This window comes from Bowmanella yangjiangensis (assembly GCF_018531185.1).
Classification (GTDB): Bacteria; Pseudomonadota; Gammaproteobacteria; order Enterobacterales; family Alteromonadaceae; genus Bowmanella; species Bowmanella yangjiangensis.
Map to the genome: position 1 here is coordinate 252,285 of NZ_JAHDJU010000002.1, position 13,501 is coordinate 265,785.

Sequence of the window (13,501 nt, forward strand, 5' to 3'; positions counted from 1 at the left end):
CTATCCGGTCCTGCATTGTGCCTGAAAATCTATTAGTGGCGGAAGTGACGCATGCCAGTAAATACCATGGTCATACCATGCTCGTCGGCTGCGGCAATCACTTCTTCGTCGCGCATGGAACCACCGGGTTGAATCACCGCTTTAATGCCAGCAGCTGCGGCCGCGTCGATACCATCACGGAACGGGAAGAAGGCGTCGGATGCCATGACGGAACCCGCTACTTCGAGGTTCTCATCGGCGGCTTTGATACCGGCGATTTTGGCAGAATACACACGGCTCATCTGGCCTGCACCCACACCAATAGTCATGCTGTCTTTGGTGTAGACGATGGCATTAGACTTAACGTACTTGGCCACTTTCCAGGCAAACAGCAGGTCTTTCAATTCCTGCTCGCTGGGCTGACGCTTGGAAACGACTTTAAGGTCTTCCAGATCCACCATGCCGAAGTCGCGGTCTTGTACCAACAAGCCACCATTAACCCGTTTTAGGTCAAACTCTTCCGTTAACTGGCCATGCCAGTCACCACACTCAAGCAAACGTACATTCTGTTTGGCGCTGACAATTTCAGCCGCCTCAGCCGATACGCTTGGGGCGATGATCACTTCCACAAACTGACGATCAATAATGGCCTGAGCGGTTTTACCGTCCAGCTCCTGGTTAAAGGCAATGATGCCGCCAAAGGCGGAGGTAGGATCGGTTTGATAAGCGCGGTTATAAGCTTCCAGGATATCGTTACCCAGTGCCACACCACAAGGATTGGCATGTTTAACGATAACGCAGGCCGGCTCGTCGAATTCTTTCACACATTCCAATGCCGCATCGGTATCGGCGATGTTGTTGTACGACAGTTCTTTACCTTGTAACTGGCGAGCGGTGGCAACAGAGGCTTCCTGCACATCAGCTTCTACATAGAACGCAGCAGACTGATGGCTGTTTTCGCCATAGCGCAGATCCTGTTGCTTGATAAATTGCAGGTTCAGCGTGCGTGGGAAGGGCGAGCCTTCGCTGGACGCTTCACCGTGAGAAGGCACCATAGCGCCGAAATAATTGGCAATCATGCCGTCGTACTGGGCAGTATGTTCAAAGGCCGCAATGGCCAGATCGAAACGGGTAGCCTGGGTCAGGCTGCCGCTGTTCTGCTGCATTTCTTCCAACACACGGGCATAGTCATGGGCATTAACAATGATGGCCACGTCGTTGTGGTTTTTCGCGGCGGCACGCACCATAGTCGGCCCGCCGATATCGATATTTTCGATAGCATCTTCCAGTGTGCAATCATCATTGGCCACTGTATTGGCAAAGGGGTAGAGGTTAACCACCACCATATCAATAGGCTTGATATCATGTTGTTCCATTACGCCTTCATCCAGACCGCGACGTCCAAGGATACCGCCGTGTACTTTTGGATGCAGTGTCTTAACCCGACCATCCATAATTTCAGGGTGCCCAGTGTAGTCTGACACTTCGGTGACTGTCAGACCTGCATTTGCCAGCAGTTTAGCGGTGCCACCGGTTGATAGCAGTTCGATATCCATGGCCGCCAGGGCCTGGGCGAATTCAACGATACCGGTTTTGTCTGACACGCTTAACAGGGCGCGACGGATGGGTTTTGCATTTTCCATCAAGAAGTCCTCTTGGGATGAAGAATAGAAGAACATGAAATTGGCCTGGCACAGTGTAGATGCAGGCCGAATTAATGAAAAGAGCACCATCAGGTGCTCTTTTCAGTGGTGGCCAGCAGGCCTTAGTTCATACCGTACTGCTTCAGTTTCTTGCGCAGTGTACCACGGTTGATACCCATCATGATGGCAGCGCGGGTTTGGTTGCCACGGGTGAAGGTCATGATTTCTTCCAGTAGCGGCGCTTCAACTTCGGCCAGAACCAGTTCATACAGGTTCTCGATGTTAGTGTTGTCCAGCTGTTTCAAGTATTTGTTGACGGCTTGCTTGACGGAGTCGCGCAGTGGCTTCTGAGCCTGAGTTTGAGAAGGAGTCGTTACCGTAGTGGTAAAAGGAGAAGTTACGTTTTGATCGAACATAATACTATCTTTGCTCTTAGGTTAATGATACTCGGCGACAGAAACGGAGGTAGACTCCGATTCCATCAACTGTTCAAAATACTGATTTAATGCTTCAAGTTGCGCTTGCGCATCTTCAATGCCATTAAAGTTACCGCGAAACCGACGATCCAGGTCATGTTCCGCCAAATACCAACCCACATGCTTGCGGGCGATACGAGCGCCTGAAAACTCACCATAAAATTGGTGTACGTTGCTGACATGTTCGAGCATCACCTGCCTAACTTCAGCTAACGGAGGTGGCGTTAACAGCTCACCTGTTTTCAGATAATGCGCAATTTCTCTGAAGATCCAGGGACGCCCCTGAGCTCCTCGACCAATCATCACGGCGTCGGCACCGGTCATTGTCAGCACTTGGCTGGCTTTTTCCGGGCTGGTGATATCCCCGTTCGCTACTACCGGAATATGCACTGCCTGTTTGATGGCCCTGATGGTGTCGTACTCTGCTTCTCCTCTATACATACAGGCTCTGGTCCTGCCATGTACGGCGAGAGATTGAATACCTTCACCTGCGGCGATTTTGGCGATCTCCACGCCATTACGGTTGTCCGTGTCCCATCCTGTGCGGATTTTCAACGTCACGGGGACGTCTACTGCTTTGACAACCGCGCTCACAATATCTCGAACCAGGTCCGGATACTGCAGCAGGGCTGAGCCCGCCATTTTTTTATTCACCTTTTTGGCCGGACATCCCATATTGATATCAATGATCTGGGCGCCGGTTTCGACATTATGGATAGCAGTCGCAGCCATTAACTCTGGATCTGACCCTGCAATCTGCACAGATCTGACACCAGATTCACCGTCATGATTCATGCGGTGTTTGGACTTGTCTGATTTCCATACGTCGGGGTTGGACAACAACATTTCTGACACCACCAAACCTGCACCCATGCGTTTGCATAATTGCCTGAAGGGACGGTCAGTTACACCAGCCATAGGTGCCAGAATCAGATTATTCTCTAGTTTGTAAGGACCAATCTGCATAACACCGCTGTGCAAAAAATATCCACCCTGTCCAAAAGGGCGCTAAGTTTACGGTTTTTTTGCCATGATGAAAAGGCTAGAAATTAAACAAAATGTCAGTTTTTTTGCCATTTGTGACTTGACAGGCAAAAACCTGTTATGCCGCTTGTATCAAGCGGGACGGGCGCTGGCGAGCACCCCTCCTGACTGGTTGGACAATATTCGCTTTGCACTATCTTGGTGCAAGTTATTGGTGACGGGTTCCGCTGACTCTGGCCCAATCTCCCTCAACGGCCACCTCATCCATATGAAAATCCCTGCTGTAAAGCTGACGGATATCTTCTGCCTGCTCTTTGAGGATCCCTGACAAAGCCAGTTTGCCACCTGGACGGCAATAAGCCGTAATCACCTCTCGCAAATCTCGCAGCGGACCGGCGAGTATATTTGCGACTACCACATCCGCTTTGAGTTCCGGCTGATTTGACGGCAAATACAGTTCTATCTGTTCACCCACCTGATTACGGTTGGCGTTATCCTGGCTGGCTTGAATGGCCTGGGGGTCAATATCTATGCCGACTACTCGTTTGGCTCCCAACTTTAATGCGGCAATACCCAGAATGCCTGAGCCGCAACCGAAATCCACCACCAGGCTTTCATCCAATGGCAGGCTATCGAGCCAGCGTAAACATAATGCCGTGGTGGGGTGAGTGCCGGTGCCGAAGGCCAAGCCGGGATCCAGCATGACGTTTACGGCCGTCTCATCCGGCACGTCCCGCCAGCTAGGACAAATCCACAGGCGGGTGCCAAATTGCATAGGGTGGAAATTGTCCATCCATTCCCGTTCCCAGTCTTTATCTTCCAGTGGATCGAGCTTAATCAGCGTATTCGCCGGCAATTGGCTTTTTAATTCCAGCAGTAATGGTGTGAGTTCATCCTCTGCATCAAACAATCCGACTACCTGGGTATCTGGCCACAACTGTACTTCGCCAGGCTTAGGCTCATACCATGGAGTGTCTTTGGCATCGACAAAAGTTACCGCCTGGGCGCCCCAATCAGACAAAAGTTCGCCAAGCGGCTCTGCTGCTCGGGCGTCAGTATTAATACGAAGTTGGATCCAGGCCATGGTGCTCTCGTCATTCGGTGACGCTGGAGTCGGCGTCAATTATAAGTGCGTTGAAGTATAAAGGGAGGAAGCTGGATCACCAAAGGATCCTGTCTTACCCTGTTGAAGTGGAATAAACACAAAAGAGGGAGGATAGGCATGCGTAGGACATTGATTCTGGGATGCTTGTTATTAAGCTTTATGGCACAGGGTGAATCCCTGGTGATGGCGGTTGGCTGGACTAAACCCCCTTATGTGATTGCCGATCAGGATAAGGGATTTGAGCTGGATTTAGTTCGCGCGGTAGTCGGTAAGCTGGGCCACAAAGTTAACCCTGTTTATGTACCTTTTGGCCGTTCGGCCAGTATGCTCACACATGGACAGGTTGATTTGGTATTGAATATGACGGAGCGTTTGCCGGTCGCCAAAGATAAACTCAGTCAGGTGTATGTCACTTACCGCAATGTGGCCGTTAGTCTTAAAGTGAGTCGCGTTAACTTACAGCGCATAGGTGATATGCGGGACTATAGCGTGGTTGCCTTTCAAAATGCTGGCATCGTGCTTGGGCAGGATTTTGCGGATAAAGTTGCTAGTAGCAAGCTATATACGGAATTGCCCGATCAAAGTAAGCAGGTAAAAATGTTAATGGAAGGGCGAGTTGATATCATTGTGCTCGATATCAATATATTTAGACATATAGCCCGTAAGCTCAGCGATGATGCTATGGAATTGGTTGATATTCATTGGTTATTTCCACCTACGGATTACCGTGTGGGGTTTAAAGACAAAGCACTGCTAAGTGAATTTGACCAGGCTTTAGACGAGTTTCGCAGATCCGAAAAGTACTCTTACTTGATTGAGGTTTACGATATCTGGCAACCGCAATATGTTACGCCTTAAGCGATGCTCTAATAGCCAGGTTTCTTGGCGTAACCTCGCGCGCGCAAAAGGTGCTGATGGATGTTTCGTAGCCGTTTTCCTGCAGATATAAACAACGGTCCAAAACCAGCCAAAGCTCAAGATGACGGCGAAACATATGCTGTATCAACTCCATTCTATCAACTTGCCTTAGTCGGTTTTCTGCCATCTGAGTAAGCTCAGGCAACTGTTGATGTCCATCAAACGCGAGTCCCTTCTGCCGTGCCGCCCATCGGCAAAAAGCCAGAGGGGGTTGGCGAAACAGTGAGTCGGGCGCCGAAGGAATACTCAGATATTGATTCTGACCCAGGTGTCGGCGTTGCCAAATATCAAAAATTTGCCGATAGCGCCTTTCCACCTGACGTTTGTCACGCTCTCTTTGATGAGCGGTAACGGTTTCTTGTACTGCCAAACGTAGATCCTGACGCGATAGCCTCAGCTCGCTTTTTTGAGCTAACTGGCTTAGCGGGTGATATTCAGATTGAGGAATGAGCTGGTAACAGCAAGGACATAAGCGTATTTCCTGTACCTTGTTTTCTACCGCTTGCTCAAGCATGGTCATATGCAATTGTCCACAGGCATGCAGGGCCACCACCTGCTGGGCTCGCTGCAGATAGTGACCGCTACTTTGCTTGAGTACATCCAGACAGTGAAATTGCTGTCTTAGCTCCAACTTCTCTGCAATGACTTGCCCTTGTTGGCAAAGTTCGCTTTGCCATTCTAATGACAGGACTTCACAGCCATCCTGCCAGGCTAGCAATCTGCCAAGGTGTCCTTTGCCTGCACACCATTCTACAATGGGTTGAGACTTGGCGGTGATAAGACCCGAAAAAGCACTTATTTGCTGCCATTTACGCCCTTTAATGCCAGCCTTCAGCCAAAATGGTGCATTGGACACATGCTGCTGATGGGGAACGGGTACTAAATCATCAGCTAAACGCAGCCCCGGTATATATGCAGAAAAAGTGTTAATTAGCTGATCGGGTTGCGCTTGCCACAACAGGATGGATTGTTCAGGCTGTTCATCCAGCCAGTCTGCCAGAGACGGATAGCTTGTACGCCACGGGTAATCATCTTGCACAAAGGGCGTAAATTGCCATAGTTGGCGGAAATGCCCAAGGTAATTGTCTAGCTGTTGAAATTGCGTGGTCAGCATGTTGAAGCATTAGCTAAAAAAGCAATTTTATCCGTTGTCGGGTGAGGGGCCAATAAAAAAGGCGCCAAGGCGCCTTTGTAGAGACACCGGCGATGTTTGAAACATCAACCGGTATTGAGACTGTTTTATCAGCCTTTCTGCATTCCGAGCTTCTTCTCCAGATAGTGGATATTGGTACCACCATTTCTGAAATTCTCGTCGGACATGATCTTTTGCTGCAGTGGCACGTTAGTTTTGATGCCATCGATAACCAGCTCATTCAGGGCGTGGCGCATACGCGCAATGGCAACATCGCGGTTCTCACCATAAGTGATCAACTTACCGATCATGGAATCGTAGTTAGGTGGCACGCTGTAACCTGCATAGATATGGGAGTCCCAACGAACGCCCAGACCACCTGGTGGGTGGAACATATCAATCTTGCCAGGTGACGGAATGAAGCGCTCGGGATCTTCTGCATTGATACGACATTCAATGGCATGACCGCGGATCTGAATTTGCGATTGCTCAATAGCCAAAGGTTGGCCAGCAGCAATGCGCAATTGCTCTTTGATCAAATCAACGCCGGTGATCATTTCAGAAACCGGATGCTCTACCTGAATACGGGTGTTCATTTCAATAAAGTAGAACTCACCGTTTTCATATAAGAACTCGAAGGTTCCAGCACCACGGTAGCCGATCTCGATACAAGCACGGCGACAGCGGTCACCAATCTTTTCACGCATTTCAGCGGTGATGCCTGGTGCCGGTGCCTCTTCCACCACTTTCTGGTGACGACGCTGCATGGAGCAATCACGCTCACCCAGGTGAATGGCGTTGCCTTGACCGTCGGCCAATACCTGAATTTCCACGTGACGGGGATTCTCCAGGAATTTCTCCATGTATACCATGTCGTTACCGAAGGCTGCACCGGCTTCGCTCTTGGTCATGGCGATGGCTGATTGCAGTTCGGCTTCGCTGCGCACAACGCGCATACCACGACCACCACCACCACCGGCAGCTTTAACGATAATCGGGTAGCCAATACGTTTGGCAATGGCTTTGTTCTTGGCTTCGTCATCCCCTACCGGGCCGTCTGAACCGGGTACGCAAGGTACGCCAGCTTTCTTCATGGCAGAAATGGCCGATACTTTGTCGCCCATCAAGCGGATGGTGTCGGCTTTAGGGCCGATGAAAACAAATCCGCTCTTTTCCACTTGTTCGGCAAAGTCAGCGTTTTCGGACAGAAAACCATAGCCGGGGTGAATAGCGATGGAGTTTGTCACTTCTGCTGCGGCGATAATGGCCGGGATATTCAGGTAGCTTTGCGCGGCAGCCGGGCTACCGATACAGATCGATTCGTCGGCCAGCAAAACATGTTTAAGATTACGGTCGGCAGTGGAATGCACCGCCACGGTTTTAATACCGAGCTCTTTGCAGGCACGCAGCACGCGCAATGCAATTTCGCCTCGGTTGGCTATCAGTACTTTATCCAGCATTAGCTTGCGCCCGCTTATTCGATGACGAACAGAGGTTGATCAAATTCAACCGGCTCCTGGTTATCTACCAGGATTTGCTTGATTACACCGGCTTTGTCCGCTTCGATTTGATTCATCATTTTCATGGCTTCAACGATACACAGGGTATCACCCACTTTGACCTGGCTGCCTACTTCTACGAAGTTTTTGGCACCGGGAGAGGAAGCGCGGTAGAAAGTGCCCACCATAGGTGAACGCAGGATGTGACCGGCAGGCTCTGCTGCGGCAGCTGGAGCGGCGGCGACTGGTGCGGCAGCCGGGGCTGGCTGCGGGGCGGCCATATGGATCGGGGCACTGTAATGCACTGGCGCAGCCATGGCGGAGCTGCCGCGATGGATACGCACAGATTCTTCGCCTTCGGTAATTTCCAGCTCGGCAATGCCAGACTCTTCAACCAGCTCAATCAGTTTCTTTATTTTTCGAATATCCATCGTTAGATCTCTCTCGTTTTGTAGGCGTTTATACAGAATGTTCCTGGCAGTGCTTAATACCTGCCTGTAAAGCAAATTCGTATCCTTGGGCACCCAGTCCGCAAATCACACCTTTTGCCACATCAGACAAGTAAGAGTGACGTCGGAAGGCTTCCCGTGCATGTACGTTGGACAGATGCACTTCAATAAAAGGAATCTTCACACCCAGTAGGGCATCACGTAAGGCCACACTGGTATGGGTAAATGCACCTGGATTAATAATGATGAAGTCCACGGTTGCCATGGCCTGATGAATTGTATCGATCAGCTCATGTTCGGCATTGGATTGCACATGCTGCAATCGCACACCTGCTGCATCAGCCTGTTCTGTCAATGCTTTCACTATATCTTCCAGGCTCTGAGAACCGTAGATATGTGGTTCGCGCTTACCTAACAGGTTTAAATTTGGACCGTTAATCAATAAAAAGTTCACGATTGTGCGCCCATTTGTGGCTAAAACTCTATGTTTAACTATTTTTCACAAAAATTCGAGTGTAGCGAGCTGCTTCTGGTTGCTTTTTGCTCAGCTTTCATCTTTGCAGACCACATTATAGTGATGAGCAGCTAAATCTCAGCAAAATACTGGTCTTATCAGCGAAGTTTGCCAACTTTTTGCAGGCTAGGAAATCTGTGTGGGCTGATTGGCATCGTGCTCAGGGTGCGACTACCCCCATTTTTGTATATAAACCGAGCGAAGTTGATTTGTTACAAAGTGTTAAGCTGATAAACTCAAAGCGTCATCTTACTTGTTGGTTGCTGAAACTTGAGCCGTAATTCAATTATCAACCTTGCCATTTTTTTATCCTGCCTGTTTGCTCTGCCTGGCGTCGGTGACACGCTGCCGCTTGTGGAAAGGCCCAAGTTGCAAAGGTTGTCGGTTGAAGAAGGATTGTCTCAGACAACGGTTAATGATCTCCTCATCGACCATAAAGGCTTTGTTTGGCTGGCTACCGAAAACGGTTTGAATCGTTTTGATGGATATCGTGTTCGGCGTGTCAGCCCGACGGTTGGGACATTGGATGAAAGCCCGGTTTATCGGTTGATGCAAGATAAGCAAAATCACCTGTGGGTTGGTACGGCAGAGGAAGGCCTATTCAGACTTAAACCAGAGACTGGTGATTTTGAGCATATCTTGAGTCGAAACTTCCCTTATGGCAGAGAGCTGGCTCAATCTGTTGAGTATCTGTCTGACGCCAACCATGCTGACCAGATATGGATCGCGTTCTCTACAGAAGTGGTCAGGGCTGACGCGGGAACAGGCCAACAGCAATTGATTTTCTCACTTAGTGAGCAGCAGCAGGCATCGCAACACCTAAACCGGGTATTGTTGCAGCATCAACACTTTCTTTTTATCGGCACCAGTGACGGTTTGTATCGTGCTGACCTTAATACCAGCGAAATATTCCGTTTTGAGCTTGACCCAGACAAGCTCAGCGTTGAACGGAATAACGTAAAGCAGTTGTACTTTGATAAAGATGAGCGTTTATGGGTTGGTACAGTGGAAGGCCTGTTCGCTCTGGATGGCGCTTTGTCGGCAGGTAGTCCTTATAAGGTGCAAATGATAATTCCCAAGCTGAATATATGGCAGATTAAACCTCATGAAGCTGGGATGTTGCTGGGCACAGATAAAGGCCTGTATTCCTATGATCCCGCTCAACAGGAATTGAAAAGTTGGTTCAAATTGTCTGATGGGCGCTTTGATGTGTCTGATGACAGTATCCGCGAACTGGAAAAAGATCAGTATGGCAATTTATGGCTAGGGACCAATAGTGACGGCGCATTTCGTTGGTCAGTGTCGTCATTGGCATTTCGGAGTCTGCATCGAAGCAGTCGTTACGGCCAGCAGCTTAATCATGACTTGGTATGGACGCTGGCAGAAGATAAAGACAACAGCTTTTGGATTGGTACAGAACATGGCTTAAGCCGTTATGTGGATAGCAGTGGTGAAATAGAGTCTATTTGGCCGGACACAGAAGAACACTCCTGGGAAAACAGTATTCTCGGCATCTATCCCGCCGCCCATGGACGCTTGTGGTTGGCACTACCTAGTGGGTTGAAAATTTTTGACCCAACTACCCGCAGTGCTTCAGCACCCGATTTATCCAATCCCATGCTGATGAAAGATCTGTGGGGAACCTACATGGATGATCGGGGAGATATTTGGTTTACCAATGGCGAAGGTTTTTACCGTTACAGCCCTGATACCGCCAAATTGACGCGTTTAGATGAAGTCTCTGCGCAGCTTGACGCGGCCTGGTCATCGGGTTTTATCGGTACTATGCCAGGGCAACCTGATGTGCTCCTAATCAGTATGGCGGGTGCCTTGTGGGGCATGAACAGAGAAACCGGGCAATTGTCCTCCATTCATGATTTTAAGCAGCCTGATACCGCGCGCTTTCTCACGCCCAATAGTGTTGCACTGGACCGTCACGGAATTCTATGGATTGCCTATTCAGGCTTGGGTTTGATTGGCATTGAGGCAGATGGCTACGGCGTACGCTACCGTTACAACTCGGACAATAAGCTTGGCTCAGATGCAATTTATGGATTGCAGTTGGATAGTCAGGGGAATTTGTGGATGAGCTCCCATGCTGGCCTGATGATGCTGAACACCGATACTCAACATATTCAAAGTTATACCCATCAAAGTGGTTTGGCGACTATGGAGTTTAATGCTGGTGCTGCACTTAAACTTAAGGATGGCAGATTAGTCTACGGGTCTGTTAAAGGCATTACGATTTTTTCCCCCGAACAATTGCAACCAGCTTCCCCGGAAAAATTAAATGTAATGATCAGTGAGTTGTCATTACTCAATCGCAAATTGACGGCTGGTGGCCAGGTATTTAATGACCATGCTATTACCTTAGAGCCTGACGATCTGGGTCTGCAGGTTGGGGTAACCACCCTTGATTACTCCAATTTGGCGCAAACTCAGTACAAATTTAGTCTGTCTGGTGACACCAATATTGATTATCCGCCTATCAAGGAGGCGGAATTCTTTGTCCCGCAATTTAAACCCGGTCGATATGTGTTGAGCGTACAGGCCATGGACCCTATTTCCGGGCAACCTAGCAAGGCGACGCAACTGCGTATTGAGGTTAAGAGCCCGCTCTGGGCAAGCAGCTACGCCTACATGTTTTATGCCCTTGTATTGTTGGTCGGTTCTGGCACTTGGTTTAGGTTCCGCAGCCGTCAGGCTGCACAACTGTATAAAGCCCATGAAGAAGTACTGGAAAGTGAAAAGCGTCTGCAGTTGGCTTTAAAGGGCAGCGATAGTGGTGTCTGGGATTGGCAGGCGGATTCTGATCAGATGTATCAGCCCAGATTGTCAGACGAGTTAGGCTACCATGAGGCCGCAGCGGCGATTACTCCTCAGCACTACCTTGAATTGATTCATGTGCAGGACCGTCGGCAGTATGAAAAAGAATGGATGCGCTTTGTTCAAGGGGAACTTGACGGATTTGATTTGGCATACCGGTTGCGCACCCAGGTGGGCGAATGGCAATGGTACCGTGACATGGGCAGGGTGGTGCAAAGAGAAGACGGGCGTATCACCCGTGTTAGCGGCACTTTTACGAATATCACAGAAAGCCGGGCGAGTGCAGAGAAAGTGCGTCTGTTTGGCGAGGCATTCCGCCATACGCGGGACTGGGTACTTATTCTGGATGATCAACAATGGCCAATAGCTGCCAACCAGGCTATTTGTGAAGCGCTGGGAATTGACCCTGACAAGGCGTTATCAAGGCAGATTGAGTCCAGTTTCAGTACACAGCAATTACTGTTCTTCCGACGTATCTTGTCGCAGATGAAAGTTAATGGGCGCTGGCGGGGAGAGCAGGATGTACTCGGCGCTGACAAAAAAATGCATCATTTGATGGTCAGCATTTACGCGGTTCCGACCAACAACAGCAATGAGATCGGTCATTTTATTATGAATATGACAGATATCAGCGAACAGAAGGCCGCTCAGCAGCAACTGGAGCGCCTGGCGAATTATGACAGCCTGACTGGCTTACCTAATCGTACCTTATTGCTGGACCGTATTCGTCAGGCGATAGCGCATGGAATTCGTCGCTCCAGTCAGGTCGCGGTGTTCTTTATCGACCTGGACAAGTTTAAACAGGTGAACGATTCGTTGGGGCATGAAGCTGGTGACAAGCTGTTACTGGAAGTGACACGACGTCTTACGCAGTGCCTGCGAGTGGATGATACGGTTGGCCGTTTGGGTGGTGACGAATTTTTAGTGATCATAGAAGACTTCAGTGAGTCCGACGATCTCCGTTTGTTGGCCAATAAGCTGATTGAGCGAGTCGAGCAACCCATACAAATAGGCAATAACCAGGTCAGTGTCTCGGCCAGTATTGGTATTTCTCTCTATCCAGATGACAGCACCACACCGTCAGAATTGATGAAGGCGGCAGATATCGCTATGTATCATGCCAAAGCCATGGGGCGGAATCGCTGCCAGTTCTATTCTGCACAAATGAATCAACAGGCTCAGCAACGTTTGCTTTTGGAAAACCAGCTCAAAGCGGCCTTTAAAGCGGAAGAATTCATTAACTATTATCAGCCGCTTGTGAATATTCAAACAGGTAAGACTGTTGGTCTGGAATTGTTGCTGCGTTGGCAAACCCCCAAGGGCGTCAGATTTCCTGCGGAGTTTATTCCGGTCTGTGAAGAGCTTGGTCTTATTGAAGCCATGACCTGGCAGGCCTTGGAGCGGGGCTTGGCTGATTTGTCAAGGTGGTATCAGTCAGGTAAGCAGCCATACCTGACGGTCAATCTGTCGGCAAAACATCTCGAACAAGGGGTGAGTGTCGACGACTTGGTGTGCTTGCTGGCTAAGTACTCTTTACCAGTACATGCTTTGAAACTAGAGATAACTGAAAGTGCATTGATGGAAGATTATGCCAAGGTACAAGACTGCATGGACAAGTTGCATGAAGCAGGTATTCGTTTTGCCTTGGATGATTTTGGCACCGGTTACTCGTCGCTCAAATATTTGAAAGCTTTTCCTATTGAAAAGATAAAAATCGATAAAAGCTTTGTTCAGGATATTGGGTTGGACGGAAATGATGAGGCGATTATCAAAACCACGCTGCTGATGGCGGAAAGTTTGCAGATGAAGTGTATCGCCGAAGGTATAGAAACAATGCAACAACTAAGCTTCTTCCGTGAGCATGGTTGTGAACTATTGCAGGGCTACTTATTCTCCCGGCCTGTAGGCGCGGATGATATACCAGCCTTGTTGAGTAAGGATTGGCGCGAAGCACTAGCTGCTGACCATTGAAAACA

At 49.3% G+C, this 13,501-nt stretch carries 10 protein-coding genes; 2 read left to right on the plus strand and 8 right to left on the minus strand.

The genetic code is table 11. The features are described 5' to 3' along the window. Positions 1–32: 32 nt before the first annotated feature. The 4 genes from purH to prmA all read right to left on the minus strand — a co-directional run bounded on the left by purH (position 33) and on the right by prmA (position 4,166). On the minus strand, positions 33–1,622 hold the full coding sequence (purH, locus tag KJY73_RS10645; protein WP_214343722.1) for a bifunctional phosphoribosylaminoimidazolecarboxamide formyltransferase/IMP cyclohydrolase: 1,590 nt from the start codon (positions 1,620–1,622) through the stop codon (positions 33–35). A 122-nt stretch (positions 1,623–1,744) separates the two neighbouring features. Next, positions 1,745–2,038 carry a DNA-binding transcriptional regulator Fis gene (gene fis, locus KJY73_RS10650; protein WP_102794436.1) on the minus strand — a complete coding sequence of 98 codons (294 nt, stop codon included), beginning with the start codon at positions 2,036–2,038 and terminating at the stop codon, positions 1,745–1,747. Between the two features lie 21 nt (positions 2,039–2,059). Further along, entirely contained in the window at positions 2,060–3,064 is a 1,005-nt protein-coding gene (gene dusB / locus KJY73_RS10655) for a tRNA dihydrouridine synthase DusB (RefSeq protein ID WP_214344602.1), read from the minus strand. A 226-nt stretch (positions 3,065–3,290) separates the two neighbouring features. Next, positions 3,291–4,166 carry a 50S ribosomal protein L11 methyltransferase gene (gene prmA, locus KJY73_RS10660; RefSeq protein WP_214343724.1) on the minus strand — a complete coding sequence of 292 codons (876 nt, stop codon included), beginning with the start codon at positions 4,164–4,166 and terminating at the stop codon, positions 3,291–3,293. A 138-nt stretch (positions 4,167–4,304) separates the two neighbouring features. Between prmA and KJY73_RS10665 the strand changes: the two genes are divergently transcribed. After that, positions 4,305–5,045, plus strand: a complete 741-nt coding sequence (locus tag KJY73_RS10665; RefSeq protein ID WP_214343725.1) for a substrate-binding periplasmic protein — start codon at positions 4,305–4,307, stop codon at positions 5,043–5,045. Here the strand turns inward: KJY73_RS10665 and KJY73_RS10670 are convergent. The 4 genes from KJY73_RS10670 to aroQ all read right to left on the minus strand — a co-directional run bounded on the left by KJY73_RS10670 (position 5,035) and on the right by aroQ (position 8,639). Continuing rightward, positions 5,035–6,219 carry a methyltransferase gene (locus KJY73_RS10670; protein ID WP_214343727.1) on the minus strand — a complete coding sequence of 395 codons (1,185 nt, stop codon included), beginning with the start codon at positions 6,217–6,219 and terminating at the stop codon, positions 5,035–5,037. The two genes, KJY73_RS10665 and KJY73_RS10670, sit on opposite strands and share 11 nt — an antisense overlap. Before the next feature lie 128 nt (positions 6,220–6,347). Next, positions 6,348–7,697, minus strand: a complete 1,350-nt coding sequence (gene accC / locus KJY73_RS10675; RefSeq protein ID WP_214343729.1) for an acetyl-CoA carboxylase biotin carboxylase subunit — start codon at positions 7,695–7,697, stop codon at positions 6,348–6,350. Positions 7,698–7,711: 14 nt separating this feature from the next. After that, positions 7,712–8,167 carry an acetyl-CoA carboxylase biotin carboxyl carrier protein gene (gene accB, locus KJY73_RS10680; protein ID WP_214343731.1) on the minus strand — a complete coding sequence of 152 codons (456 nt, stop codon included), beginning with the start codon at positions 8,165–8,167 and terminating at the stop codon, positions 7,712–7,714. Positions 8,168–8,195: 28 nt separating this feature from the next. Then, positions 8,196–8,639, minus strand: a complete 444-nt coding sequence (aroQ, locus tag KJY73_RS10685) for a type II 3-dehydroquinate dehydratase (RefSeq protein WP_214343733.1) — start codon at positions 8,637–8,639, stop codon at positions 8,196–8,198. A gap of 330 nt (positions 8,640–8,969) precedes the next feature. Between aroQ and KJY73_RS10690 the strand changes: the two genes are divergently transcribed. Next, on the plus strand, positions 8,970–13,496 hold the full coding sequence (locus KJY73_RS10690) for an EAL domain-containing protein (protein WP_214343735.1): 4,527 nt from the start codon (positions 8,970–8,972) through the stop codon (positions 13,494–13,496). Positions 13,497–13,501 lie beyond the last annotated feature (5 nt).